At 59.3% G+C, this 24,554-nt stretch carries 21 protein-coding genes; 7 read left to right on the top strand and 14 right to left on the bottom strand.

Annotated features, from left to right (window positions below; genetic code table 11):
* Positions 1-92: 92 nt before the first annotated feature.
* The gene (locus AC3Y64_RS16670) at positions 93-2,303 is read right to left on the bottom strand and encodes an LTA synthase family protein (RefSeq protein WP_489984526.1); all 2,211 of its coding nucleotides are present in this window, start codon (positions 2,301-2,303) and stop codon (positions 93-95) included.
* Positions 2,304-2,715: 412 nt separating this feature from the next.
* Between AC3Y64_RS16670 and AC3Y64_RS16665 the strand changes: the two genes are divergently transcribed.
* Positions 2,716-3,732: an ABC transporter substrate-binding protein gene (locus AC3Y64_RS16665; protein ID WP_489984525.1), complete on the top strand. Its 1,017-nt coding sequence runs from the start codon at positions 2,716-2,718 to the stop codon at positions 3,730-3,732.
* A gap of 116 nt (positions 3,733-3,848) precedes the next feature.
* Positions 3,849-4,565, top strand: a complete 717-nt coding sequence (locus AC3Y64_RS16660; RefSeq protein WP_489984524.1) for a hypothetical protein — start codon at positions 3,849-3,851, stop codon at positions 4,563-4,565.
* A gap of 194 nt (positions 4,566-4,759) precedes the next feature.
* Here the strand turns inward: AC3Y64_RS16660 and AC3Y64_RS16655 are convergent, their stop codons facing one another.
* The 4 genes from AC3Y64_RS16655 to AC3Y64_RS16640 all read right to left on the bottom strand — a co-directional run bounded on the left by AC3Y64_RS16655 (position 4,760) and on the right by AC3Y64_RS16640 (position 6,550).
* On the bottom strand, positions 4,760-4,957 hold the full coding sequence (locus AC3Y64_RS16655; RefSeq protein WP_489984523.1) for a helix-turn-helix transcriptional regulator: 198 nt from the start codon (positions 4,955-4,957) through the stop codon (positions 4,760-4,762).
* Positions 4,954-5,328, bottom strand: coding sequence for a hypothetical protein (locus AC3Y64_RS16650; RefSeq protein WP_489984522.1), 375 nt, complete (start codon positions 5,326-5,328; stop codon positions 4,954-4,956). Before AC3Y64_RS16650 ends, AC3Y64_RS16655 begins: the two co-directional genes overlap by 4 nt.
* A 137-nt stretch (positions 5,329-5,465) precedes the next feature.
* Positions 5,466-5,945 carry a copper chaperone PCu(A)C gene (locus AC3Y64_RS16645; protein WP_158955342.1) on the bottom strand — a complete coding sequence of 160 codons (480 nt, stop codon included), beginning with the start codon at positions 5,943-5,945 and terminating at the stop codon, positions 5,466-5,468.
* Positions 5,945-6,550 carry an SCO family protein gene (locus tag AC3Y64_RS16640; RefSeq protein ID WP_122595523.1) on the bottom strand — a complete coding sequence of 202 codons (606 nt, stop codon included), beginning with the start codon at positions 6,548-6,550 and terminating at the stop codon, positions 5,945-5,947. The genes AC3Y64_RS16645 and AC3Y64_RS16640 overlap by 1 nt, the downstream gene beginning before the upstream one ends.
* A 345-nt stretch (positions 6,551-6,895) precedes the next feature.
* Between AC3Y64_RS16640 and ycaC the strand changes: the two genes are divergently transcribed.
* Positions 6,896-7,528 carry an isochorismate family cysteine hydrolase YcaC gene (gene ycaC, locus AC3Y64_RS16635; protein WP_090284017.1) on the top strand — a complete coding sequence of 211 codons (633 nt, stop codon included), beginning with the start codon at positions 6,896-6,898 and terminating at the stop codon, positions 7,526-7,528.
* A 70-nt stretch (positions 7,529-7,598) separates the two neighbouring features.
* Here the strand turns inward: ycaC and AC3Y64_RS16630 are convergent, their stop codons facing one another.
* Together AC3Y64_RS16630 and AC3Y64_RS16625 are read right to left on the bottom strand one after the other, a co-directional pair.
* Complete coding sequence (locus tag AC3Y64_RS16630) at positions 7,599-10,061, bottom strand: PAS domain-containing protein (RefSeq protein ID WP_489984521.1); 2,463 nt, start codon at positions 10,059-10,061, stop codon at positions 7,599-7,601.
* 127 nt (positions 10,062-10,188) lie between these two features.
* The gene (locus tag AC3Y64_RS16625) at positions 10,189-11,727 is read right to left on the bottom strand and encodes a cryptochrome/photolyase family protein (protein WP_489984520.1); all 1,539 of its coding nucleotides are present in this window, start codon (positions 11,725-11,727) and stop codon (positions 10,189-10,191) included.
* Positions 11,728-12,035: 308 nt separating this feature from the next.
* Between AC3Y64_RS16625 and AC3Y64_RS16620 the strand changes: the two genes are divergently transcribed.
* Complete coding sequence (locus AC3Y64_RS16620) at positions 12,036-14,162, top strand: TonB-dependent siderophore receptor (protein ID WP_489984519.1); 2,127 nt, start codon at positions 12,036-12,038, stop codon at positions 14,160-14,162.
* Between the two features lie 39 nt (positions 14,163-14,201).
* On the opposite strand, the gene AC3Y64_RS16615 is transcribed toward AC3Y64_RS16620, so the two are convergent.
* From AC3Y64_RS16615 to AC3Y64_RS16600, 4 genes are all read right to left on the bottom strand, one after another.
* Complete coding sequence (locus tag AC3Y64_RS16615) at positions 14,202-15,158, bottom strand: 2-hydroxyacid dehydrogenase (protein WP_489984518.1); 957 nt, start codon at positions 15,156-15,158, stop codon at positions 14,202-14,204.
* A 32-nt stretch (positions 15,159-15,190) separates the two neighbouring features.
* On the bottom strand, positions 15,191-15,949 hold the full coding sequence (locus AC3Y64_RS16610) for an SDR family oxidoreductase (protein ID WP_158955363.1): 759 nt from the start codon (positions 15,947-15,949) through the stop codon (positions 15,191-15,193).
* Positions 15,950-15,999: 50 nt separating this feature from the next.
* On the bottom strand, positions 16,000-16,692 hold the full coding sequence (locus AC3Y64_RS16605; protein ID WP_489984517.1) for a fumarylacetoacetate hydrolase family protein: 693 nt from the start codon (positions 16,690-16,692) through the stop codon (positions 16,000-16,002).
* A gap of 99 nt (positions 16,693-16,791) precedes the next feature.
* Positions 16,792-18,141 carry an MFS transporter gene (locus AC3Y64_RS16600; RefSeq protein ID WP_122854486.1) on the bottom strand — a complete coding sequence of 450 codons (1,350 nt, stop codon included), beginning with the start codon at positions 18,139-18,141 and terminating at the stop codon, positions 16,792-16,794.
* 558 nt (positions 18,142-18,699) lie between these two features.
* Between AC3Y64_RS16600 and AC3Y64_RS16595 the strand changes: the two genes are divergently transcribed.
* Complete coding sequence (locus tag AC3Y64_RS16595) at positions 18,700-19,632, top strand: helix-turn-helix transcriptional regulator (protein WP_489984516.1); 933 nt, start codon at positions 18,700-18,702, stop codon at positions 19,630-19,632.
* A 61-nt stretch (positions 19,633-19,693) separates the two neighbouring features.
* On the opposite strand, the gene AC3Y64_RS16590 is transcribed toward AC3Y64_RS16595, so the two are convergent.
* The gene (locus tag AC3Y64_RS16590; protein ID WP_489984515.1) at positions 19,694-20,743 is read right to left on the bottom strand and encodes an NAD(P)-dependent alcohol dehydrogenase; all 1,050 of its coding nucleotides are present in this window, start codon (positions 20,741-20,743) and stop codon (positions 19,694-19,696) included.
* A 189-nt stretch (positions 20,744-20,932) separates the two neighbouring features.
* Between AC3Y64_RS16590 and AC3Y64_RS16585 the strand changes: the two genes are divergently transcribed.
* Complete coding sequence (locus AC3Y64_RS16585; protein ID WP_489984514.1) at positions 20,933-21,859, top strand: Gfo/Idh/MocA family protein; 927 nt, start codon at positions 20,933-20,935, stop codon at positions 21,857-21,859.
* A 6-nt stretch (positions 21,860-21,865) separates the two neighbouring features.
* Here the strand turns inward: AC3Y64_RS16585 and AC3Y64_RS16580 are convergent, their stop codons facing one another.
* The gene (locus AC3Y64_RS16580) at positions 21,866-22,987 is read right to left on the bottom strand and encodes an alkene reductase (protein ID WP_489984513.1); all 1,122 of its coding nucleotides are present in this window, start codon (positions 22,985-22,987) and stop codon (positions 21,866-21,868) included.
* 83 nt (positions 22,988-23,070) lie between these two features.
* The gene (locus AC3Y64_RS16575; RefSeq protein WP_489984512.1) at positions 23,071-23,748 is read right to left on the bottom strand and encodes a type 1 glutamine amidotransferase domain-containing protein; all 678 of its coding nucleotides are present in this window, start codon (positions 23,746-23,748) and stop codon (positions 23,071-23,073) included.
* A gap of 211 nt (positions 23,749-23,959) precedes the next feature.
* Between AC3Y64_RS16575 and AC3Y64_RS16570 the strand changes: the two genes are divergently transcribed.
* Positions 23,960-24,544, top strand: a complete 585-nt coding sequence (locus AC3Y64_RS16570) for a TetR/AcrR family transcriptional regulator (protein WP_489984511.1) — start codon at positions 23,960-23,962, stop codon at positions 24,542-24,544.
* Positions 24,545-24,554 lie beyond the last annotated feature (10 nt).

Below are 24,554 nucleotides of genomic sequence, written 5' to 3'. Positions count from 1 at the left end.
GATTGTAGTCGGGGGCGGTTTAACGCCCCCGGCTTATCGCTATATCGATTCTGTCAGCGATGTAAAAGTCTGCTCATTAGAAGGCGTCACGATCAACTCGACTGCGCGGCATCGTCCGCCGGCACGTCATCAAGAATGTCTTCCTGCCCCGGCAATTCGGTGATCACACTGAAATCCGTGACCTCGACCGCGCCCAGGCCATAACCCAGCAAATGGAACGAGAACGCCTTGCGCGGTTGCGGGTTGTCGAAGCTGAAATCCATTTCCAGTGGTTGATCCGCGGTGGCGACCATCTCCGCTGGCAGCCCCAGCTGCACGTCCTGCTCAAACTCCTTGGCCTTGAGCTGAATGTAGGCTGCTTGCTGCGGATCCACCGAGCGCACGGTGAGGCGTACGCGGGTCTGCGAGCCCTTGGGCATTTCCAGATACTGCGCGCCGATCAGGTTGTCGGCCCAGTCATCCTTGATCTGCGCCTGCAGCGGGATGACGTTGGTGCTGCCGAACTGATAACGATGATTGAGCGGGGTGCGCAGCAACGACAGGTCCAGCGCGTTGGCGCGCGCCGCAATCTGCCGGGCGGGATGACCGCTGTAGTTGCCTTTGTAAATGGCGCTTTCGGCGATGAAGCCCGCGCTTTCGTAATAGCGGCAACGACGCGGCATGTCGCACTCGGAAAAGATCCCTTGGCCGTTGTGGTAGCGCAGCTTGCCGTTGGTGAACGACATGATCTCGCGACCGGAATCGTAGTCGCGGAACAGTGAGCGACCGCTCAATGCCGATGGCACTGGCAGATCGAAGTAGTCGAGGATCGAGGTGCTCAGGTCGACGTGGCCATAGACACCTTTGTTCAGACGCGGCAGTTGTGCGTGCTCCGGCGCCAGTGTCAGGTTGAAACCCCACGAAGAAGCCAGGCGCACGCCGTCGATGCCGTGGGATTCGTCCGAGGTGATCACGACCAGTGTGTCTTTCAAAACACCCTGGCGTTCGAGACCGCTGAGAAACTGATCCAAGGCATCGTCGAGGTAGCCGACAGCGGCCTGCTTGGGCGTGTCGTAGCGTTCCAGGTATTCCTCGGGCGCGGAGTAGGGCTGATGGGTGCCCACGGTCAAGAGTGTGAGCATCCACGGCTGTTTCTGTTTTTTCAGTTGGCCGACGTAATCCAGCGCGCCTTCGAAGAACGCCTTGTCATCCTTGCCCCACGGGAACTCCAGGTAGTTGCTGTTGGTGAACCATTCCAGGCCATGGGTCGCATCAAAACCGATGTGCGGCATGATCTTGTCTTTGGCCATGAAGCGCAGGCCGGCGCCTTGCAGGTAGTGGGTACTGAAGCCGTGCTCGCGTAATTGCGCGGGCAGGCAGGCGTGATTGCGCTCGTTGAGGGTGAGCATTTCCACGCCCTTGGGCGTGCCGTTGTTGAGTTTGTCGTAATCGCCGCAGAGCATCGCGTACAGGCCGCGAATGGTCTGGTGGGTGTGCAAGACGTAATCCGGGGTGTTCATGCCGCGCTCGGCCCAGCGGCTGAGATTGGGCATCAGGTCTTCCTGATAGTGGCTGCCAATGGCCTCACGGTTGGCGCGAATGTAGGCGCCGGGAATGCCTTCCAGCGCGATGATCAGTACGTTGCGTGCCTGACCGGGCGCGGCCAGCAATGGATGGCCGTTGAGGTCGACGTCGGTGAGTCCGGCCATGGCCGGTGCGGCTTCTTCGACATCGCCGTCGAGCCATTCCTCGGCCTGAATCTGCAGGTCGGCGACCTCGGAGGCGAGCAACTGATGCGGCAGGTTGTACTGGCGCCATGGGTCGTCTTCGTTAGGCCATTGGTTTTGTACGCCCCAATGCGCCGCGAACAGCACCAGTGGCACGCTCCAGAGCGCGCGGGGCAGGGCCGGACGGGAAATCCCGCGAGTGGTGAATCGGGTCAGCAGCCAGAACACCAACGCCAGTAACAGGCTGATGCCTACCGCTGGGTGGGCAAGCCCGCCACCGGTGGAGTTTTCCACGAACTGCGGGTCGATCAGGTAATGAATGTCGCCAGGCGTTGGCAATCTGCCAACGGCGCTGACCAGTTCAGCCGTCGCCACTGCCAGCAGGCCCCAGAACAGCAGCACCGGCAAGGCCAGCCACCAAGCCCGACGATGCAACAACAGCACCAGCAGACTGCCGATGGCCAGGTCCGACAAATAACCCACCGGCGTCGACCAGCCCAATGCTGCACGCAGGACTACTGGCACGATCAGTACCAATACGATCAGTGAAAAGAGGCGGGCATTGGGCTGCCGCAACCGGTGAAAAAGAGCGCTCACAAAGAAAGACCTTCCAGTCATCAAAACGTCAAAAAAGTGTGGGCGATGATACCAAGGGTGGGCGGTCTGATCGCCCTTTTAAACGCTGGGATGATCCGCTGTCCGGGTTGGTAGAAGAGCCGGTGGATTGTCTGCAGCCCTGACGGGCTGATGTATTGCACGGCAATCAGGTGGATGGCCGCAGGTGGATTTATTGTTTCAGGCTGTTTAACCGGCGTACCTTCGCTGTTGCAGCGTTGGCAACAGCTTCTGCAAGGGATCGGTCTGACACCGTTCGCGGCTAAGGCCCAACGTTTTTTGCCGCCCCGACATCCCCCGTGCTATCGATATGCGATAAAGGTATTTAATTTCTATTTTTTATAGCTATAAAGTCGGGCCCTTCAGCACACCACTTCCATGCTGCGAGGTTGTTATGCCCACCCCGTTCAAACGTTCCGCGCTGACTCTGTTGGCCACTTCCCTGGCAGCGAGTGCGTTGTTCAGCACTGGCGCCCAGGCCGAAGGCAAGATCAGCATCGCCCAGCAATTCGGCATCGGTTATCTGATTCTCGATGTCGTGCGTGATCAACAGCTCATCGAGAAGCACGGTAAAGAGCAGGGCCTTGATATCAAGGTCGACTGGAACAGCATCTCCGGTGCCACAGCGATGAACGAAGCGCTGCTGACCGGCTCCCTCGACGTGGTATCGGCCGGTGTGCCGCCGATGCTGACCGTGTGGGATCGCACCAAAGGCAAACAGAACGTCAAAGCCATTGCCGCACTGGGCTCGATGCCCAATTACCTGCTGACCAATAATCCGGACATCAAGACCCTCAAGGATTTCAGCGACAAGGATCGCATTGCCGTGCCCGCAGCCGGCGTAGGCTTTCAGTCGCGTACCTTGCAGATCGAAACCGCCAAGGAGTTCGGGGACGACCAGTTCAAGAAGTTCGACAACATCTCCGTCAGCCTGCCGCATCCGGACGCCACCGCCGCGTTGATTGCCGGCGGTTCGGAAATCAACTCGCACTTCTCCAGCCCGCCATTTCAATATCAGGCGCTTCAAAACCCCAACGTGCACAAAGTGCTGAGTTCGTACGACATCCTTGGCGGTCAGGCCACGTTCAACGTGCTCTACACCACAGAAAAATTCCACGACGAAAACCCGAAAACCTACAAGGCGTTCTACGACGCACTGGCCGAGGCCGAGAAGATCATCAAGGCCGACAAACCCGCTGCCGCTCAGGCTTACATTCGCGTCGAGCAGTCGAAGTTGCCGCTGGCGCTGGTCGAGCAAATCGTCAAGGACCCGGAAATCGACTTCACCGTGGTGCCGCAGCGCACCTTCATCTATGCCGAGAAATTGCAGGAGCTGGGCGTGCTGAAAAACAAGGCTGGGAGCTGGAAGGATTACTTCTTCGAAGAGGCTCACGGTGGCGCAGGGAGTTGATTAGCGCAAAAGAATGATGCGGCGGGGCGTTCTGGACAGAGAGATGGCCACTTAGTAGCATTCGCGGCCTAAGGATTTCTTTCCCCGCACGTCGACCGACGCATCAAGGACTCTCAATGCACAAGTTCACCCATGGCGATGTAACCGTTGATTTCACCGTGTTGAGCGGTGAAGTTGTGGGCAGCGAGAAAATGAGCGAAACCCACATCACCTCCACCGGTGGTAACGGTCAATTCGACAGTAATGGTCAGCCCATTGCGGTGCACATCAACTCGGTGATGGTGATCAACCATGAGTTCTGGATCAGAACGGCGGATGGCATTGAACACGATGTGAGTTTTCGTGGGCTCGATATTCCTCTGCGCAGCGGCCAGAACATTTCGCTGATCAGCGCGGTGAGCAACGATGGCGAGAAGTTGCTCCACACCCATCTGCAAAACCATTCCTCGACCAAGACCTACCTGATTCGTGACGCCAAAGCGCTGAACACCGATCTGGGCCTGTCACCGTTTCGCTGGAAGCCCTTGCTGATTGCCTTCGCCATGTGGGTCGGCATCGGTTTGCTCGCCGGTGTGTTGGGTTTTCTGGTGGGCACGGGTTATTACATCTATGAGTGCGTCAAAGGCTCCAAGCGCAAGAAGCTGTTGACCAGCGAACTGGATGCCTTTCTCGCCCGCTTGAACCAGCAGGTCGAAAGCCAGTACCACGCAGGGCGGTCCGGTCAGGTGCAAATGCCTGAGCAACCGCAGGCTCAGGCGCAACCGCAGGCAACCGCCGAACCTGCAGGCATGACCAGCAGCAGTGTGCGCAAAGCGCTGTCGCGTAACGGTTGAGGGGTGATTCCTGCACTCCACACGCACATAGAAACGCTGGGGAAAGTGGATGCGGCCCGGCAAATGATTGCCAGGTCTATCTCACGTGGCGTTGAAACGGCGACGGCTTAGCATTTCGCCGATCTCGGCATGCGTTGCCCGTTAATGGTCTGTCGCTGCGTTTGCATTGGAAATGTTTTCCCTGTGGGTGCAGGTCAGGTTTTACTGTCGTCGAAGATATCTTCCAATGGCATTTCGAATGCCCGGGCAATCTGAAAAGCCAATGGCAGACTCGGGTCGTAGCGTTCGTTTTCGATGGCGTTAATGGTCTGGCGTGACACGTTCAAGCGTTCCGCCAGCTCAACCTGCGACCATTTGCGCTCGGCGCGCAATTCCTTGAGGCGGTTTTTCATTGGTAACGGCGTCGCGCAATTTGCAAGCCGACAATCCACATGAGTCCCATCACCGGCCACACGCACGTCCACGGAATGTGCGGCGCCCCGACGTTCTCCAGAAAACCATAACTGAAGGTCAGCAGGGCCGAGGCGGCGAAGGCAAAACCCAGGGCTTCGAACTGGATACGCAGGTGCATTTCGTCCATTCGCCGCATGTTGCGCACGATGGCCCAGCACATCAGGCCAGATGGAATGATCGGGGTCAGCGCCACCAAGAATCGCAAGATAATGTTGGCATCCATCAAGTGTTGGCTGGCGATCAGGGAAAGGATCAACACCAGCACATAGAGCAGCAATGCGGCGCCCATTTCGAGGTAGTAGCGATTCATTCTTCACTTCCTATGTAAAAGACCCTTTACATATTTACCGAAGAGATCTCGTATGTAAAGTACGCTTTCCATCGGCGCATAAAAAACGGGGCGGTCTGATCATCGATCAGGCCGCCCCGTTTTTTGTAGCAGTCAGATCAATGCATCTTGCTGTGATCGTGACCTTCCATGTTGGTCAGTGCGCGAACCGGCGCTTTGACTTCGATGGTTTCTTTCTCGCCCTTGGCGTTCTCGACGGTAAGGGTCAGCGGCACGCTGTCGCCTTCTTTCAACTGAGCGGTCAGACCCATCAGCATCACGTGGTAGCCATTCGGATCAAGCTTGACGGCTTTGCCGGCCGGCAATTCGACGAACTTCACCGGGCCCATGCTCATGACGTCGTTTTTCATGGTCATTTCGTGGATCTGTACGTCTTTGGCCACGGGCGTGGCCACGCTGAGCAGCTTGCTGTCGCTGTCGGCAGTGACCGTCATGAACGCGCCGCTGGCGGTCTGGGTTGGCACGGTGGCACGGACCCAGGCGTCGTCGATTTTGGTCTGTGCCGATGCCTGAAAGGCCAGGCCCATCAGCGACAGAGCCAGCGCGGCGCGTTTGATGTGGTTCAGAACAGGGTGCATCAGCAAACCTCCATAACAGTAAGCAAATCTTCCGTGCATTCTTCTGCCGAAAGCGAGGTGGACAGGCCCATGCGCAGGCCGCCACGGGAATCGTAGACGTAGCTCGTGGATGTGTGCGAGATGGTATAGGTGTCGCCGGCCGGGACTTTCTCGTAGAACACGTCGAATTCCTTGGCGGTGGCCTTGGTTTCCTCAACGGTGCCGTACAGCGCGACGAAGCTCGGGTCGAAGGCTTTCATGTAGGCGTCGAGAATTTCCGGCGTGTCGCGTTCGGGGTCGAGGGTGATGAAGATCACCTGCAAACGGTCGCCGTCCTTGCCCATCAGTTTCTTGATTTTCGCCGCGCGGGCGAGGGTGGTCGGGCACACCGCCGGGCACTGGGTGAAGCCGAAGAAGATCATCGGCATCATGCCGCGAAAGCTCGACAGCGACATGGTTTCGCCGTCGGTGTTCTTCAGCTTGAAGGTGCGTCCGAGGATCTTGTCGCTCAGATCCTTGCCGTACTTGTACGACAGTTGGCCACGGGTGTCGCAGCCGGCGAGCAGGCCGAGCCCGAGTACGCCCATTCCCGCAAGCACCTTGCGGCGAGTCAACAAAGCCGTCATCTAATACCGCCTTTTGCAGCCCGTCAGTCAGCAGGACTGGCGGGGGGTTAACCGTAAAAGCGGCGCATGATACCAAACTGACGGCAACGACCGGCTTCGGATCGCCGTACGGCGTGGGATAGAGCGACAAAAGGTGTAAGAAAAAGTGACGAGTACTCGCTTTCATCGACCCACGGCCGAGAATTCCGGTGCATACGCACCGCGCCATTGCTCCTGCGTTCTATTGTCCTGTTCGAGTTGACGGTGAAACACATTCCAGCCGATTTATCCCTTTTCGATGCGTCAGTAATCTTTACCCAACTTGAACGCAACAACAAACTCCAACTTCGAAAAGGGACGCACACCATGACCACTCCAACTTACAACCGCCTGAACAAAGACGACGCTATCGTGCTGCTGGTCGATCACCAGACCGGTCTGATTTCGCTGGTGCAGGACTTCTCGCCAAACGAGTTCAAGAACAACGTGCTGGCCCTGGCTGACCTGGCCAAGTTCTTCGACCTGCCGACCATCCTCACCACCAGTTTTGAACAAGGCCCGAATGGCCCGCTGGTGCCAGAGTTGAAAGAAATGTTCCCGGATGCGCCGTACATTGCTCGCCCTGGCCAGATCAACGCTTGGGACAACGAAGACTTTGTTAAGGCGATCAAAGCCACTGGGCGCAAGCAGATCATCATTGCCGGTGTGGTCACCGATGTGTGCGTAGCGTTCCCGACTTTGTCGGCACTGGCGGAAGGGTTTGATGTGTTTGTGGTGACCGATGCGTCCGGCACCTTCAACACCACCGTGCAGCAGGCAGCATGGAGTCGCATGACCCAGGCCGGCGCGCAGATGATGAACTGGTTCTCGGTTGCGTGTGAGTTGCACCGCGACTGGCGCAACGACATTGAAGGCCTGGGCAATCTGCTGTCGCAGCGGATTCCCAACTACCGCAACCTGATGAACAGCTACTCGGCGCTGACTGCGCAGCAGAAATAAGCCGACGCGATTCAACCTGAAGCCTGCCCTGAAAAGCGGGCTTCAGTTTTTTAACGACCCTGCACAACGCTCATTTGTCGTCGATGGCGAGCAGGCCACTGACTCGGGCAACCAAGGTGTCGACGGCAAAAGGTTTGGTCAGCACCTGCATGCCGGGGCCGAGTTGACCGTTACCGATCACCGAGTTTTCCGCATACCCGGTAATGAACAAAGTCTTCAGCTTGGGCCTGATTTGCCTGCCTGCATCGGCCATCTGCCGGCCGTTCATGCCGCCCGGCAAACCGACATCGGTGATGAGCAAATCGATGTGCGCGTTGGAGCGCAGGGTTTCAAGTCCTTCAACGCTGTCGCTCGCTTCCAGCAGGTTGTAACCGAGGTCGAACAGCACATCCTTGAGCAACAGGCGCACGGTGGGTTCGTCGTCGACAATCAGGATGGTCTCACCCGCTTTTACCTGAGCGGAGGTGGTGCTTTGCGCATCATCGTGATGGTTCAGTGCCTCGCCGCAATAACGCGGCAAGTAAATCAACATCGTGGTGCCGTGACCCACGGTCGATTGCACCCGGACTTGTCCGCCGGATTGCTTGGTAAAACCGTAAATCATCGAAAGCCCCAGCCCGGTGCCTTGGCCCAGCGGCTTGGTGGTGAAAAAAGGGTCGAAGGCTTTGGCAATCAATTCAGCGCTCATGCCCGTGCCGGTGTCCGTAACGGACAGGCACAGGTATTGCCCTTCAGGCATGTCCAGCGCCCGCGCCGCTTCGGCATCCAGGGCGCGATTGGCGGTCTCGACGGTGATGCTGCCGCCATCGGGCATCGCGTCGCGGGCGTTGATGCACAGGTTGAGCAGGGCGTTTTCCAGTTGGCTGGCATCGACGAGGGCAGGCCAGAGATCGGCGGCGGCTACCGTCTTCAGGCGAATACTCGGGCCGACCGTGCGCTGGATCAGTTCGCTCATACCGGCGATCAGCGCATTGATTGCGGTCGGTCGCGGATCGAGGGTCTGCCGTCTGGAGAAAGCCAGCAGGCGATGGGTCAGGGCGGTCGCGCGTTTGGCGGCGTCCTGGGCGATCAGCATGTATTTGTCGATGTCGTTCACACGGCCTTGGGCGATGCGTTTTTCCATCAGCTCGAGCGATGCGCAGATGCCCGCCAGCAGGTTGTTGAAGTCATGGGCCAGGCCGCCGGTGAGTTGCCCGACGGCTTCCATTTTTTGCGATTGGCGCAGCTTTTCTTCGGCCTGCATAAGGTCTGCGGTACGCGCCAAAACCCGTTGTTCCAGTGTGTCGTTGAGCGCTTTCAGAGCGGCGGTGACGCGGTCGCGCTCGGCTTCGACATTGCGCCGGTCTTCGACATCGATGAGCACGCCGGGAAAGCGCAGCGGCGTGCCGTCTTCGGCGCATTCGACGCGCCCGTTCGCCTCGATCCAGGTGTAATGACCATCGGCACCGCAGACCCGGTACTGGTGAGAGTAGGGGCCTCCGCGAGCGATGACTTCATTGATCGCGGCTGTGAGTCCATCGCGGTCATCGGGATGCACGGTCCTCACCACTTGCTCCAGGCTCAGACCGTCACGGCCCAGCGCTGGATCAAGGTTGAACACCCGAGCGAAGGCTTCATCGACGCTGAAGCGATCAGAAGGCAAATGCCAGTGCCAGGTGCCGATAATGGCGCCTGCGGAGAGGGCCAGTTGCACGCGCTCGACGTTTTCCCGAGCGACGGCTTCGCTGATGCGCAAGCGTTCTTGCGCATCGCGGCGTTCGGTCACGTCGCTGAAGAAAATCGCAATCTGCCGTTCGGCCGGGTCGCCGACACGCACGGCGCGCACGTCGAACCAGCGTTCAAAGGTATTGGCGTAATTCTCGAAGTTCGCCGGCTCGCCGGTCTTGGCGACATGGCCGTAAGTCTCGAACCAGAAGCTTTCCAGGTTGGGCGCGAATTCGGTCACCCATTTGCCGCGCAGATTGACGCCGGCCTGACGTTCGAACGCCGGGTTGGCTTCGACGAAGCAATAGTCGATGGGGCGGTCGTCGGCGTCGAATTTGACTTTGACGATGGCAAACGCGGCCTCGATGGTTTCCAGAATGGTGCTGAAGCGTTCCTCGCTGCGGCGCAGTGCAGATTCGGCGCTGCGCGAGCGGGTCAGGTCGAGCATCGCACCGATCATGCGCTCGGCCTGGCCATCGACATTGCGGATCAGATGGCCGCGATCCAGCACTTCGGCGTATGAGCCGTCCTCACAGCGGAAGCGATACTCAGCGCTCCAGAGGGTGCCTGCGCCATCAATCGCCGCGCGAATCGAGGTCTCGACCCGTGCGCGATCCTGGGGATGGATCTGCGCAAACCGCCAGTCACAGGTGGGTTCGATGGCCGCCGACGCGTAGCCATAGGCCTCCTGCAACGCGTCGCTCCAGAGGATCTTGTCTGTCGTCAGATCCCAGTCCCAGACGGCATCGCTGGTCGCTTTAACGGCCAGACGCAGGCGCGTGACCTCGGACTCAAGCTCCTCGCGAGTAAGCTGTTTCAGGATGTCCACCTTTCTTGCGTTGTGTATTGTTTGCCTTGCGTGCAATCAGCGAACGGCCGTGAGCTTCACAAGTTTTGTCAGCCATTGACCCGAGGCCGCTGGTTTAAGTTGCACGAGGTCCAAGGCTTGCGCGCTTTCATAACGATTCGCCGCGATCCAGTCGGTCGAGCAGGCTCTGCCCGCGTTGCCACAGTGCTTGCTGTTTTTCTTGCGGCATGCGATCGAGGTTTTTGTACATCATGCCCATGCGCTGATTGCCGCGCAGCAGGTCGCCGTGGCGCATCAGAAAGTGCCAGTACAACGCATTGAACGGACAAGCGTTGTCAGCCGTGGTTTCGCGCACCGAGTAAGCACAGTCGCGGCAGTAGTTGGACATCCGATTGATGTACTGGCCGCTGGCGCAATAAGGCTTGGAGCCGAGGTAACCGCCATCGGCGTGCATGACCATGCCGAGGGTATTGGGCAGCTCGACCCAGTCGAACGCGTCCATGTAAATGGCCAGATACCACTCACAGATCTGACTTGGCGCGATGCCGGCGAGCAGGGCGAAATTGCCGGTCACCATCAGGCGCTGAATGTGATGGGCGTAGGCGTGTTTCAGGCTTTGGCCGATGGCCTGGCGCATGCAGTTCATCTGCGTGGCGCCGGTCCAGTAAAACTCGGGCAACGGCCGGGTGTTACCGAAAGCATTGCCCTCGGCGTACTCAGGCATGGTCAGCCAGTAAACGCCACGCACGTATTCGCGCCAGCCAATCAGTTGACGGATGAAACCCTCAGCCGCGTTCAGTGTGATGCTGCCGGACCAATAGGCAGACTCGACATCGCTGCACAGCTGCCGCAGATCGAGCAAGCCGATATTCAGCGCAGCGCTGATGCGCGCATGGAACAGAAACGGTTCGTCGCTGGCCATGGCGTCCTGATAATCGCCAAACCCAGCCAGGCCGTAGTCGAGAAACCAGGCCCACAAGGCCTGGGCGTCGGCGTGGGTCACCGGGTAGTTGAAAGTATCCAGGCTGCCGTAGTGACTGGCGAACCGTTCTTTGACCAGTGCGAGCACGTCGAGGGTGATTGCATCGTTGGCAAAACCAACCGGGTAGGGCGCCTTTACGTGCTTAGGCAAGGTTTTGCGATTGTCTTCATCAAAGTTCCACGCGCCACCTACCGGAGTGCCGTCACCGTTGAGCAACAGGCGACTTTTGCGGCGCATCTCGCGGTAGAAGAACTCCATGCGCAACTGCTTTTTGCCAGCAGCCCAGGCGCGGAATTCGTCGCGACCGCAGAGGAAACGGCTGTCGGCATGCCAATGGATCGGCAAGCCACAATCCTTGAGCGACTGCTCCAGACGCCAGTCGCCGCATTCGGTCAGGTGCAATTCGCTCGCCTGCAGGTGCGCCTGCCAGCGCCTTAACTCGCCGGGCACCGAGCCGCTGTTCTGCGGGTCGTCGAGGGTCACGTATTGCACGCGCAGACCCTGCTGCTCCAGCGCCTGAGCGAAGTGACGCATTGCGCTGAAAATCAGCGCGATCTTTTGCGGATGATGGGCAACGTGGGTGGCTTCCTCCATGACCTCGACCATCAGCACACAGTCGTGCTCGCGATCCAGATCTGTCAGTGAAGCCAGATCAAAAGACAGTTGGTCACCGAGGACCAGGCACAGCCGATGGGTTTTGTTCATGTGCACGGATTCAGCGTAATGAATGGCAGCAGGGCGCAGAGCGGACGCTGAGTGTTAATGGTGGATAGTTGTACAGATTGTAGTTGGTGTATAGGTTTTTGTCGGTGAATCTAGAGAAAAGCAGCAATCTGCCCTTGGAAGCTCGATCAACACTGCGGCATTCGCCACGAAGCTAACGCGGCTCGGTAATCCTGACTCTTGCGGCAAATAAGAATAAGTTTCAATTACACGAAACTGGTATACCATGCGCCGCGTTTTGCTGGCAGTTCCGCCCTCCGTTTTGGCTTATTCGTAAGGTTCTCACCCCCATGCGTCGAACTCTGCTTTCCATCTGCGTGCTGCAAGCCTTGTCGCCTTCTTCGTGGGCTGAAGAGACCGATGCAAAAACTTCAGCTTTGGAGCTGGAAGCCACTGACGTCATCGGTGCCGCAGATTACGAACGTGCCGACGGGCCGGTGCAAGGCTATCGCGCCACGCGCTCTGCCAGCGCCACGCGCACCGATACCTCGATTCACGAAACGCCTCAATCGATCAGTGTGGTGTCCAGGGATGCCGTCGAAGACCTCGGCGCCACCCGTCTGCAGGACGCCCTGGATTACGCCGGTGGCGTGGGTCGGGCAAACAATTTTGGCGGGCAGGGACTGACCACGTTTACCGTGCGCGGCTTCACCACCGGCGAGTTTTACCGCAATGGCTTCCCGATCAATCGCGGCTATCCGAACATGCCCGACGCCAACACCATTGAACGTCTTGAGGTGCTGCGCGGCCCGGCCACGATGCTGTACGGACGGGGCGATCCGGGCGGCACTTTCAACGTGGTTTCCAAGCAGCCGTTGCCAGAAAGCAAGGTCACATTGGGCAGCCAACTCAACGACCAAGGCATGCAACGCGGCACGCTGGACGCTTCCGGTCCGATCGACGAGGACGGTCGACTGGCTTACCGACTCAATGTCATCGGCGAGGGCGGGGATACCTTCCGTGATCACGTCGAGACTGAGCGCTATGGTGTGGCGCCGGTCGTGACCTGGCAGGCAACCGACGCTACCCGCGTGATCTTCGAGGGCGACTTCATGCGCAACAACGCGCCGCTGGACCGTGGCGTCACGCGTTACCCCAAGCAGATCGGCACCGCTTCGCGTGACACGTTCTTCGGCGAGAAAGACGTTGGCAAGTTGCATAACGACAACAACATGGCGCAGTTGCGTTTCGAGCACATGCTCAATGATGACTGGACATTGGGCGGCGGTTTCCAGTGGCTCGATGGCTCGCTCAAGGGCGATGCGATCGAAGCGAATGGCATCGGCGCTGATGGTCGAACCCTGGGGCGTAACTTCAACTACCGCAAGCTCGAGTGGACGGACAAGGACATCCAACTCAACCTGACCGGCCACTTCACCCTGGGCGGCTTGCAGCACACGTTGCTGACCGGCGTCGAATACGAAGATTACGACTACCAGTCGATTATCCAGCGCTCCAGCGGTGCGATCAGCGCCTACCCGATCGACATTTTCAACCCGGTCTACGGTCAGCCTCGCCCGGCATTGACCCGGACACCGACTCACGACAAAGAAAACCTCAAGACCTACGCAGCGTTCGTGCAGGATCAAGTGGCGCTGACCGAGCGCTTGAAAGTGCTCGCCGGGGCGCGTTTCGAGCGTTTCGAACACGATTATGAAACCTATGTGCCGGGCGGCAAAAACTGGCAGGCCAGTGACAACGCGGTCACGCCGCGCCTGGGCGTGTCTTACGACTTGACCGACACGGTTGCGCTGTACGCCGACACCGCACGCTCGTTCAAACCCAACACCGGCGCCAGTCGCCAGGGCGGTGGCTTTGAACCCGAGAAAGGCAAATCCTGGGAGATGGGGGTGAAGTGGGAGGCGCTGGATCAACAGTTGAGCGTCGATGCCGCGATCTATCAGATCGAAAAGCGTAACGTGCTGACCACTGATCCCGTGGACTCGACGTTCAGTGTGGCGGCGGGGGAAGTGCGCAGTCGTGGTTTTGACTTGAACGTCGCCGGCAATCTCACCCCTGAGTGGCGTGTGATCGGCGGTTACGCTTATGTGGATGCCGAGGTCACCAAGGACAACGTGATTCGTTCGGGCACACGCCTGATGAACATCCCGCAGAACAGCTTCAGCCTGCTCAACGTCTACGAGTTTCAGGACGGCACTTTCAAAGGCCTGGGTCTGGGCACAGGGTTGAAGTATGTCGATGAGCGCGCCGGGCAGACGGCCAACACCGCGTTCTCGATGGGCAGCTACACCGTCGTCGACCTGCTCGGTTTCTACAAGGTCAACGACAAAGTGCGGCTCAACTTCGATGTGAAGAACCTGTTTGACCGTGATTACGAAGAAGGCGCGTTCGGCAACGTTTACGCCTATCCCGGTGCGCCGAGAACGCTGCAGGTCGGGATTGCCTACACGTTGTGAGTCGCAGCGGGGGCTGTTGGCCCCCGCTGGGATCAGGGCTTAGCCGGTGACGCATCCTTGCGGTGTTTTGCCGGCAAAGCTGTCCAGCAGACTGGCCACTACCATCTCGCCCATTCGCGTTCGCGTCTGCAATGTCGCGCTGGCGCGGTGTGGCTGCAATACCACGTGGTCGTTGCCGAACAAGGCTTCTGGCACGTTCGGTTCATCGACGAACACGTCCAGCCCGGCACCAGCAATTTCGCCCGCGGCCAGGGCCGCCACCAAATCAGCCTCGTTGACCAGTTTGCCGCGTGCCACGTTGATCAGATAACCATCCTTGCCCAGTGCCTGCAGCACTTCGGCGTTGATGATGGCTTCAGCCTTGTCGGCAGCGGCCGCGAGAATCAGCGCATCGCTGTCGCGGGCCAACTGCTTGAGGTCGGTAACGAAGGTGTGGTTCACATCGCTCATCGGTTGCAGATCGGTGTAGCTGATCGGACAGCCAAATGCGGCGGCGCGAGTGGCGACTGCACGGCCAACGCGGCCCATGCCGACGATGCCGATACGCATGCCGGACACCTGACGCGCCAGAGGCAACGGTGCCAGCGGTGTCGCGCTGTGCGGCCATTGACCCGAGCGCACGTAGCGATCGCTGGTGCACAGGCCGCGACATACCGACAGCAGCAAGCCGATGGCGAGGTCGGCGACGTCCTCGGTCAACGCGCCGATGGTCGCCGTCACGCGGATTCCGCGATCACGGGCGTAGGCCAGGTCAACGGCATCGGTGCCGACGCCGTTGACCGCCACCACTTCGAGTTTGGGCAGTTGCGCCATGACTGCCTGGGTGATGCCGGTGTGGCCGCCGGTAATCACGCCGCGAATGTTGGCGCCGTGTTCCTGCAAATAGGCCTGTTTATCCGCCTGCTGGAAATAGCGTCTGACGGTAAACAGTTCGTCGAGACGCGCATTGATTTCAGGTATCAGAATCGGGCTGAGCTGCAAGACTTCTGGCTTCATGTGAACCTCACTTACCGAATAAAAAGGCCGGCTCAACCGCGGCCGGCAAACGGCATGGCGGTGGCCATGACGGTCATGTTCAGAACGTTGGCCGACAGCGGCAGGCCAGCGATATAGCGCACGGCATCGGCGACATGCTTGACGTCGACCATCGGCTCGACGGCGATAGTGCCGTTGGCCTGACGTACGCCTTTGGTCATGCGCACCGACATTTCGGTCAAGGCGTTGCCGATGTCGATCTGGCTGCACGCGATGTTGAACTCGCGACCGTCCAGCGCCAGGGATTTGGTCAGCCCCAGCACCGCATGTTTGCTCGCGGTATAAGCACTGCTGAACGGACGCGGTGTGTGTGCCGAAATCGAACCGTTATTGATAATCCGGCCGCCCTGAGGCTGCTGGCGACGCATGAGCCCGAACGCGCCCCGGGCACACAGGAAGACCCCGTTGAGATTGGTGTCGATCACGTTTCGCCATTGTTCGAACGTCAGTTCGTCCAGGGGCACGGCGGGGGCATTGACCCCGGCATTGTTGAAGACCACATCCAGCCGTCCGTAAACCTCGGCAATGGTTGCGAACAGCGCATCGACACTGGCCGGGTCGCGCACATCGGTGGGCACCGCCAAGGCTTCGTGGCCTTCGCTCGCCGCCAGTTCGACCAGCGCCTGCAAAGGTTCTGGCCGGCGCCCGGCGAGGACCAGGGTGTAACCGTCGGCCAGCAAACCCAGCGCTACGCTGCGGCCGATACCGCTACCGGCGCCGGTGACCAGCGCGACTTTCAAAGGTTGAGTGATGGACATGTTGTTGTTCTCCTGTCTTCAAATCACAAAGGCGTGCGAGCGGTTCAGGCCCGTGGGCCGACGCGCATTTCGAGTTGGCCGATACCGTCGATTCCGGCGTTGATCACATCGCCCGGATGCAATCCATCGACGCCGGCCGGGCTGCCGGTCATGATCAAGTCGCCGGCCCTGAGCGCCACGGATCGGGAGATCCGGCTGATGACTTCAGCGACCGACCAGATCTGGCTGTCGAGGCTGTCGCGCTGACGCTCCTCGCCGTTGACGTTCAGCCACAACTCACCTTCGGGATGGCCGGCGCGGGTCACCGGCACAATCGCCGTCATCGGCGCGGCGCCGTCGAACACCTTGGCACCTTCCCACGGCAAACCGCTGCTCTTGGCGGTGCGCTGAACATCGCGACGGGTCAGGTCGAGCCCGGCGGCGTAGCCCCAGACATAAGCCAAGGCCTCGCTCTCCGGGATATCGGCGCCGCCTTCACCGATGGCCACCACCAGTTCGATTTCGTGGGCGAAGTCTTCGGTCAGCGACGGGAACGCCACCTCACCGATAGCATCGACAACGCTGCTCGAAGGTTTCATGAAAAACACCGGCGGCTGGCGCGACTGACCCTGGGTATCTGGCCATGGGTAATTACGGCCGACACAAAACACTCGACCGACGGGAAACCGTTGTTCAGTGCCGACGATGGGCAAGGTCACGGGCAGGTCCGGGGTGAAGGCGTATTCGGTCATGTTCATCCTGTTGTTGTCCTTGTCTGGAGAGTCAGCGTACGGCGGCAATCGTTGGCGAAGTTGGACGAATGCCGCCTCTTGTTGGAGAAAACGGTGTTCGTGGGCTCAACGCACTTTCAATTCGATGCGGTACAAGCGGCCAAGCAACAGCGAATAGGAGAGGGTGCCAATCAGGGCCACGCCGCCGATAAACCAGAAGGCCCAGGCGAATGAACCGGTGGCGTGAACAATCGCGCCAATCACGATGGGCGTGACGATGCCGCCAATGTTGGCGGCCAGGCTGGTGATCCCGCCAGTGAGCCCGATCAGTTCCTTGGGCGCCACTTCTGACACCGCTGCCCACGAAGATGACGCGATGCCTTGCGCGAAGAACGCGATGGTCAGCACGGCAATGCAGATCAGGTTCGAGTCGGTGAAATTCACCAGCACGATGGACATGCCCAGCATCGAACCGATCACCAGCGGCAACTTGCGCGCAAATGACATCGAGTAGCCACGGCGGATCAGCAAGTCCGAGACAATGCCGGCGAGAAGGATGCCGACCGTGGCGCCCACGAATGGCAGGACCGCGAAGATCCCGGCCTTGATCATGGTCAATTTGCGTTCTTCGATCAGGTAGGTGGGGAACCAGGTCAGGAAGAAATACAGCGCCGAGGTGCTGGCGAACTTGCCGATGCAAATCGCCCAGATTTGCCGATAGCTGAACAGTTCAGCGATCTGTCGCCAGTTGAATTTTGTGCGCTCCTGACTGCTTTTGACCAAGCCGCCACCGGCTTCGATGTATTGCAATTCGGCTTTGCTGACTTTCTTGCAGTTCAACGGGTCGCGATACAGATACAGCCACAACACGCCGAATACGATGCCAAGCACGCCGGTGCTGTAGAACACGTGACGCCAGTCGAAGGTTGTCGCCAGCCAAAGCAGGGCGCCGGTAAACAGCGCCGTTCCCAGGTATTGGCCGCACACGTAAATGCTGCTCGCCAGCCCGCGTTCTCGCGCCGGGAACCACACCGTAACCGCGCGGCTGTTGGCCGGAAATGCCGGGGCCTCCATGGCGCCGACCGCCAGACGCAAGCCGAACAAGGACGCGAAGCCCGTGGCAAAACCCTGGCACACGGTCACCGTTGACCAACTGATCAGTGAAACGCCGTAAGTGAAGCGCGAACCGAAGCGGTCGGCGATAAACCCGGCAGGCACCAGGGCCAAGGCATACGTCCAGGCAAATGCCGAGAAAATCAGGCCCATCTCGATCTTGTCCAGACCCAGATCCTTGGCCATGAAGGGTGCGGCAATCGAAATGTTTACCCGGTCGATGTAATTGATGATCGTCGCAATCAGCAGCAGCGAGAGCATGAACCAGCGACGTCGAGAGGGCAGGCGTTGCGGCACCACGGCGTCTCGGGGGCCGGCGATCACTGGCGGCACGCTGGCTTGGGAAGCATGTGAGTTGGACATGAAGAGACCTCGTTATTGTTAGAAGAATCGAGATGTTTTCGAGCAGCCGAAGGCGTTGCCCCCGAAGGGTCGGGGCATAGCAATCGAACGGAACTGGCTGCCGGCGTCGGACGTTCAGAGACGTCTTGCGGGCGGCGTGAACGGAGGAATGTCGGGAGGGGCGGCGAGGGGAAATAGCAACATCATGACGTGCACACCTTTGATTATTTTTGGAGGAGGTTGGGCTGCGTCGTTCAACAGTGGTCGTACAACATCGGTAAATCAACCGATGGGTTAGATCATTTTTTCTCTATGGGAATCGCGTTGTTAAACGTGTCCAAGAATTAAAATCGGTGAATGTTCGAGGTTTGCATCTGATTAATTTCTCAAGACATTGATAATTAACAGAAAAATATTACGCGTGGTTACGGGGGTTTTTGGACAGGCAAAAAGCCACCGTGAAGGCAAAAAAACAATCCAGACGGATGTCATCGTATGACTGCTTGCGTGCCTGGCTGGCTTGTCGGCAAGATGAAGGTCGCTTGTTCACTGCCAATACCTGTCGAGGATTCCGCGCCGATGTCGTCCCCCAGCCGTATTCCCACCTATGTCATGCAGCAGCGCAGCGAACTGACGGACTTCTATATCCGCGACAAAAAGGGCCGTCGGGCCGAGACCAGCCCCCATCGGCACGAGTATTTCCAGATTCAGGTCAACCTCGGTGGCGACACCGTGCAGCACATCGGCAACGTCGTGCGTCCATTCCCGCGTAACACGCTGGCATTCATCCTGCCGCACCGGATGCATGTGATCCCGCATCCGGCGGACAGCAATTTCATGGTGATCAATTTCTCCCAGACCTTTCTCTTGCCGCATTTGCAGTGCGATCCGATGGATCTGGAAGAAGTGTCAATCCTACTGGCACCCGAGTTGTCGCCATTCCGTTTTCAGGAACATCTGGATTTCATTTTGGGCGATCAGGATTTCCACAAGGTCTGTGCCTTGATCGAACAGATGCGCACCCTCGACGAGAATCGTCAGTTTGGTACGCGTGAAATGCTCAAGGGCTTGTTGCTGCAACTGATTGGCAGCGTGTGCTTTCTGTATGCCGAACCACTCAAGCGTCTGGCCGAAGAGAATGCGGCCGAGGTCAGCCGCCGGGATGCGCTGAGCCGAATGTTCGAATATTTGCGCAAGAACATCGCCGACCCCGACCTCAATCTGATCAAAGTGGCGGCGGCGACGTACCTGTCACCGACCTACCTGACGCACTGGCTGCGCAAGGAAATCGGCAAGACCTTCACCGAACTGGTACTCGAACGCAGGATGCACGCGGCGCGCAATTTCCTGCTCAACAGCACGCGCTCGGTGGGCGAGGTGGCGCGGCTGTGCGGCTTCGCGGACGAAGCGTATTTCTCCCGACGTTTTCGCCAGATTCACGGCCAGCCGCCGGGGCAATTTCGCCGCCGGCAACTCCACCCCGATACGCCGCAATCGCCGCTCAATACCTGACGTTGCCTTTCGCCAGAACCTGTTCGACGTACTGCGACGCTTCGCCCGGTGATGCTGCTTTTTAGCCTGCCAACGTCGCGTTATCGATCACGAAGCGATATTTCACGTCGCCCTTGAGCATGCGCTCGTAGGCATCGTTGATTTGATCGGCGCGGATCAATTCGATGTCAGAGACGATGCCGTGCTCGGCACAGAAATCCAGCATCTCCTGAGTCTCGGCAATGCCGCCGATCATCGAGCCGGCAATGGTGCGGCGCTTCATGATCAGGTTGAACACGTTCGGTGACGGGTGCGAGGTGGCGGGCGCACCGACCAGGGTCAAGGCACCGTCGCGCTTGAGCAACACGAGGAAGGCGTCGAGGTCGTGCGGCGCGGCAACGGTGTTGAGGATCAGGTCGAAACTTTTCGCATGCGCGGCCATTTCTTCCGGGTTGCGCGAGACCACAACTTCATCGGCGCCCAGTGCTTTTGCCGCTTCGCGCTTGGATTCCGAGGTGGTGAAGGCGACAACGTGCGCGCCCATGGCGTGGGCCAGTTTGATGCCCATGTGACCGAGGCCACCGATACCGACCACGCCAACTTTCTTGCCGGGCCCGGCATTCCAGTGACGCAGTGGCGAGTAGGTGGTGATGCCGGCACACAGTAGCGGCGCAACGGCGGCCAATTGCGCCTCGGGATGGCCAATGCGCAACACGTAGCGTTCATGCACGACGATGTTTTGCGAATAGCCGCCCAGCGTCCAGCCCGGTGCGTCCGGGGTCGGGAAGTTATAGGTGCCGATCATGCCGTCGCAATAGTTTTCCAGGCCGCTGTCGCAATCGTCGCAGTGTTTGCAGCTGTCGACGATGCAGCCGACGCCGACCAGATCACCGACTTTGTAATCCGCGACGTGGGCGCCGACGGCCGCGACGCGACCGACAATTTCGTGTCCCGGCACACAGGGAAATTGCGTCCCGGCCCATTCAGCGCGGACCTGATGCAGGTCCGAATGGCAGATGCCGCAGAAGGCAATGTCGATCTGCACATCGTGGGCCGCAGGTTCGCGACGGTTGATCTGCATCGGCTCAAGGGGTTTGTCGCCAGCGTGGGCGCCGTAGGCTTGTACAAGCATGGGAACATCCTCAATCGTTTGGTCGTGGGACCATTCTTGCGGTTCTACCGGGCAGCGCACTAGTGCATTCCTGTGCAATCCTTGCCTGATCCTGTGAGTCGTTGTGACGTTGCGTTGACAGACGTCCGACGCGTTTGCCGTTAATCTGCCGACTCGCTGACTAAAACAAGATAAATAACGGAGTCATTGATGCAACCGATTCGTCTCGGTCTGGTGGGCTACGGCAAGATTGCCCAGGATCAACATGTGCCGGCGATCCTCGCCAATCCGGCGTTTACGCTGGTGTCTGTCGCCACCCAGGGCAAGCCTTGCGCCGACGTGGAAAACTTTCAGTCGTTGGCAGAGTTGCTGGAAAACGGCCCGGCGGTAGACGCGATTGCGTTCTGCACCCCGCCGCAAGGGCGCTTCGCTTTAGTGCAGCAGGCATTGGCTGCCGGCAAACATGTGCTGGTAGAAAAGCCGCCGTGCGCGACCTTGGGGGAAGCGCAGGCGCTGGTTGATCTGGCTGCGGAGCAGGGCGTCAGTGCCTTGTTTGCCTGGCATTCGCGTTACGCGCCGGGGATCGAAGTCGCGCGTGACTGGCTCGCCTCGCGCACCTTGCAAAGCGTGCAGATCGACTGGAAAGAAGACGTGCGCAAATGGCATCCCGGCCAGACATGGATCTGGCAACCGGGTGGCCTCGGCGTCTTTGATCCGGGCATCAATGCCTTGTCGATCGTTACCCATTTGCTCGAACTGCCGCTGTTTGTCGAATCCGCAGAACTGCGCGTGCCGAGCAACTGCCAATCGCCGATTGCCGCGTCGATCAAGATGTCTGACGCGCGCCATTTGGATGTGCGTGCAGAGTTCGATTTTGACCATGGCCACGACGAACTCTGGAGCATCGAGATTCGCTGCGCCGAAGGCACACTGCGTCTGGACAACGGTGGCGCACTGTTGAGCATCGACGGGGTGCGCCAAACGGTGTCGGAGGAGGGTGAGTACCCGGCGGTGTATCGGCATTTCCAGCAGTTGATCGCTGACAAGCTCAGCGATCTGGATTTGCAGCCGCTGCGTCTGGTGGCCGACAGTTTTTTTGTCGGCAGCCGAGTGTCAGTCGAGGCGTTTTATGACTAGCGCTGACTAGGCGCTATAAACCGGGTAATCGACATAGCCTTCGCCAGTCCCGCCATACACCGTGGCGGGATTCAGCGCATTCAACGGCCAGTCATTGGCAATACGCACCGGCAGGTCCGGGTTGGCCATGAACGGGCGACCGAACGCGACAAAATCCGCCAGCCCGGAGTCGAGCAGACGCGCACCTGATTCGGCGTTGTAGCGCCCGGCGTAAATGATCGCGCCGCTGAAGGTGTCGCGCACCGCCTGACGAAATGTCTGCGGCATCGCCGGGGCGTTGTCCCAGTCGGCTTCGGCGATGGACAGGTAGGCAATGCCCACGTCTTCCAGCACCTTGATCGCCTCGATGTAGGTGGTGTGAGGATCTTCCTCGACCATGCCCAGATAGGTCCGCGCTTCATCGGTGGTGGTGAACAGCGGCGCAAAACGAACGCCGACTTTTTCCTTGCCAATGCACTCGGCGACGCCAGCCACCACTTCCTTCAGAAAGCGCAGGCGATTGTGCAGCGAGCCACCGTATTGATCGGTGCGCAGGTTGCTGTGGGCGGAGATGAACTGGTTGACCAGATAACCATTGGCGCAGTGCAGCTCGATGCCGTCGAACCCGGCTTCCATCGCATTGCGCGCCGCTTGAATGTACAGCTGAACCAGTTCCTGGACTTCGTCGGTGCTCAGCGCGCGCGGTGCGGACGGCGGCACCAGTTCGCCGGCCCCTGGCGCGGTTTCGATGAACACGCTGACACGGTCAGTGGCCACGGCGGAGGCGGACACGGGAGCGGCGCCACCCGGCTGCAACGCCGTGTGAGAGACGCGGCCCACGTGCCAGAGCTGGGCGAAGATCACGCCGTCTACGGCATGCACCGCTTCGGTGACTTTGCGCCAGCCGGCGATCTGCTCAGGGCTGTGAATCCCGGGTGTCCAGGCGTAGCCCTGGCCTCGCGGTTCGATCTGCGTGCCCTCGGTCACCAGCAGACCGGCGCCGGCACGCTGCTGGTAATACTCGGCCATCAGCTCATTGGCGACGTTGCCCGGTTGCGTGCTGCGCTGACGTGTCAGCGGTGGCAGGACGATGCGGTTTTTCAGGGTGTGCAGGCCCAGCGTGGCGGGCGTGAAGTAGGCGCTATTCATGTTTATTAGACCAGTCAACTATTGAGCAAGTGAAAAAAAAGCCGTGCAACACGCACGGCGTTCAGAGGATGTAGACGCTGGGCTCAGCCCAAGATCTTCAGCAGCTTTTCAGCGACGGCGGCAGAGCTGGCGGGGTTTTGACCGGTCACCAGTTTGCCATCGACGACCACATGAACCTGCCAGTCAGCGACTTTCGAATAGTAGCCGCCGAGGCGCTGGAACTCGTCTTCGATGAGGAACGGCACCACGTCAGTCAGGCCGACGGCGGCTTCTTCGGCGTTGGTGAAACCGGTGACTTCGCGATGCTGGATCAGCGGTTTGCCGTCAGCGGCGAGTACATGACGCAGTACGCCGGGCGCATGGCAGACAAAACCGTGCGGTTTGTTGCTGCGGTCGAACGCTTCGATCAGGGCGATCGAGTGTTTGTCTTCAGCCAGATCCCAGAGCGGGCCGTGACCACCTGGGTAGAACACGGCATCGAAATCGTCGGCACTCACATCGGCCAGCAGACCGGTGTTGGCCAATGCCTGCTGGGCAGCCGGATCTTTGCGAAAGCGGTCGGTCTCGGCGGTTTGCGCATCCGGCTCATCGCTTTTCGGATCGAGCGGAGGCTGGCCACCGGCTGGCGACACCAGCGTGACGTCGGCGCCCGCGTCCTTGAAGGCGTAGTACGGGGCGGCGAACTCTTCCAGCCAGAAACCGGTTTTTTTGCCGGTGCCGCCGAGCTGATCGTGGGAAGTCAGAACCATCAAGATTTTCATAGAGCACCCTGGGTTGGTCAGGTGGTAGCGCTGCACGAGGCATTCGTGTCGCATCGACACCCGTTGAATTAGGTTGACGGAGCGCAGCATAGTTTCCTATTAGACCAGTCGTCTAGTAATTTTTTTCGACGGAGGTTTTTCCCGCTTGGCTGTGGCAAACTCCGCAGCCTATGAAATATACGACTGGTCTATTGTCTGGACTTTGCGCCCCATGAAACCGACTTACGACGATACACGCCAACACTTGCTCGACACCGGCCACCGAATGATGGCCGAGAAGGGCTTCACCAGTGTCGGTCTGAATGAAATCCTGCAAACCGCCGGCGTGCCCAAAGGTTCGTTCTATCACTACTTCAAATCCAAAGAGCTGTATGGCCAGGCCTTGCTCGAGGATTACTTCGTCGGCTACCTCGCCGACATGGAGCGACGCCTGACGCTGCCGGGGCTGACGGCGTTTGAGCGGCTGATGGACTACTGGCAGGGCTGGCAAAATCGCTGCACCCTCGAAGGACACGGCGATGAGTGTCTGGTGGTGAAGCTCAGCGCCGAGGTCGCCGATTTGTCCGAGTCGATGCGCCTGACCTTGCGCGACGGTGCCGAGCGCGTGGTGGCGCGCATCACCGTGTGCATCGAAGAAGGCCAAGCGCAAAAGAGCCTGCCCGCTGGCGACGCGCGGCATCTGGCGGAGACGTTGTATCAGCTGTGGCTGGGTGCGAGTTTGCTGAACAAACTGCAGCGGACCGGGCAATCGCTGAACACCTCGATGGCGATGACCAAGCAGCTGTTGCGCGTCTGAGGCAGGCATG

This window comes from Pseudomonas sp. 4CAES_32.4 (genome assembly GCF_058136335.1).
The sequence above is the reverse complement of the archived record's forward strand: the minus strand, read 5'-3'. Positions and strand labels throughout refer to the sequence as shown.

What these genes read in the sequence shown, in the direction of transcription:
- AC3Y64_RS16595 (WP_489984516.1), top strand. Translation starts at nt 18,700, where the DNA reads ATGTCGTCCCCCAGCCGTATTCCCACCTATGTCATGCAGCAGCGCAGC.
- AC3Y64_RS16620 (WP_489984519.1), top strand. Translation starts at nt 12,036, where the DNA reads ATGCGTCGAACTCTGCTTTCCATCTGCGTGCTGCAAGCCTTGTCGCCT.
- AC3Y64_RS16655 (WP_489984523.1), bottom strand. Translation starts at nt 4,957, where the DNA reads ATGAAAAACCGCCTCAAGGAATTGCGCGCCGAGCGCAAATGGTCGCAG.
- AC3Y64_RS16590 (WP_489984515.1), bottom strand. Translation starts at nt 20,743, where the DNA reads ATGCTTGTACAAGCCTACGGCGCCCACGCTGGCGACAAACCCCTTGAG.
- AC3Y64_RS16625 (WP_489984520.1), bottom strand. Translation starts at nt 11,727, where the DNA reads ATGAACAAAACCCATCGGCTGTGCCTGGTCCTCGGTGACCAACTGTCT.
- AC3Y64_RS16605 (WP_489984517.1), bottom strand. Translation starts at nt 16,692, where the DNA reads ATGAACATGACCGAATACGCCTTCACCCCGGACCTGCCCGTGACCTTG.
- AC3Y64_RS16615 (WP_489984518.1), bottom strand. Translation starts at nt 15,158, where the DNA reads ATGAAGCCAGAAGTCTTGCAGCTCAGCCCGATTCTGATACCTGAAATC.
- AC3Y64_RS16570 (WP_489984511.1), top strand. Translation starts at nt 23,960, where the DNA reads ATGAAACCGACTTACGACGATACACGCCAACACTTGCTCGACACCGGC.
- AC3Y64_RS16585 (WP_489984514.1), top strand. Translation starts at nt 20,933, where the DNA reads ATGCAACCGATTCGTCTCGGTCTGGTGGGCTACGGCAAGATTGCCCAG.
- AC3Y64_RS16600 (WP_122854486.1), bottom strand. Translation starts at nt 18,141, where the DNA reads ATGTCCAACTCACATGCTTCCCAAGCCAGCGTGCCGCCAGTGATCGCC.
- AC3Y64_RS16575 (WP_489984512.1), bottom strand. Translation starts at nt 23,748, where the DNA reads ATGAAAATCTTGATGGTTCTGACTTCCCACGATCAGCTCGGCGGCACC.
- AC3Y64_RS16665 (WP_489984525.1), top strand. Translation starts at nt 2,716, where the DNA reads ATGCCCACCCCGTTCAAACGTTCCGCGCTGACTCTGTTGGCCACTTCC.
- AC3Y64_RS16645 (WP_158955342.1), bottom strand. Translation starts at nt 5,945, where the DNA reads ATGCACCCTGTTCTGAACCACATCAAACGCGCCGCGCTGGCTCTGTCG.
- AC3Y64_RS16650 (WP_489984522.1), bottom strand. Translation starts at nt 5,328, where the DNA reads ATGAATCGCTACTACCTCGAAATGGGCGCCGCATTGCTGCTCTATGTG.
- AC3Y64_RS16660 (WP_489984524.1), top strand. Translation starts at nt 3,849, where the DNA reads ATGCACAAGTTCACCCATGGCGATGTAACCGTTGATTTCACCGTGTTG.
- AC3Y64_RS16640 (WP_122595523.1), bottom strand. Translation starts at nt 6,550, where the DNA reads ATGACGGCTTTGTTGACTCGCCGCAAGGTGCTTGCGGGAATGGGCGTA.
- AC3Y64_RS16580 (WP_489984513.1), bottom strand. Translation starts at nt 22,987, where the DNA reads ATGAATAGCGCCTACTTCACGCCCGCCACGCTGGGCCTGCACACCCTG.
- ycaC (WP_090284017.1), top strand. Translation starts at nt 6,896, where the DNA reads ATGACCACTCCAACTTACAACCGCCTGAACAAAGACGACGCTATCGTG.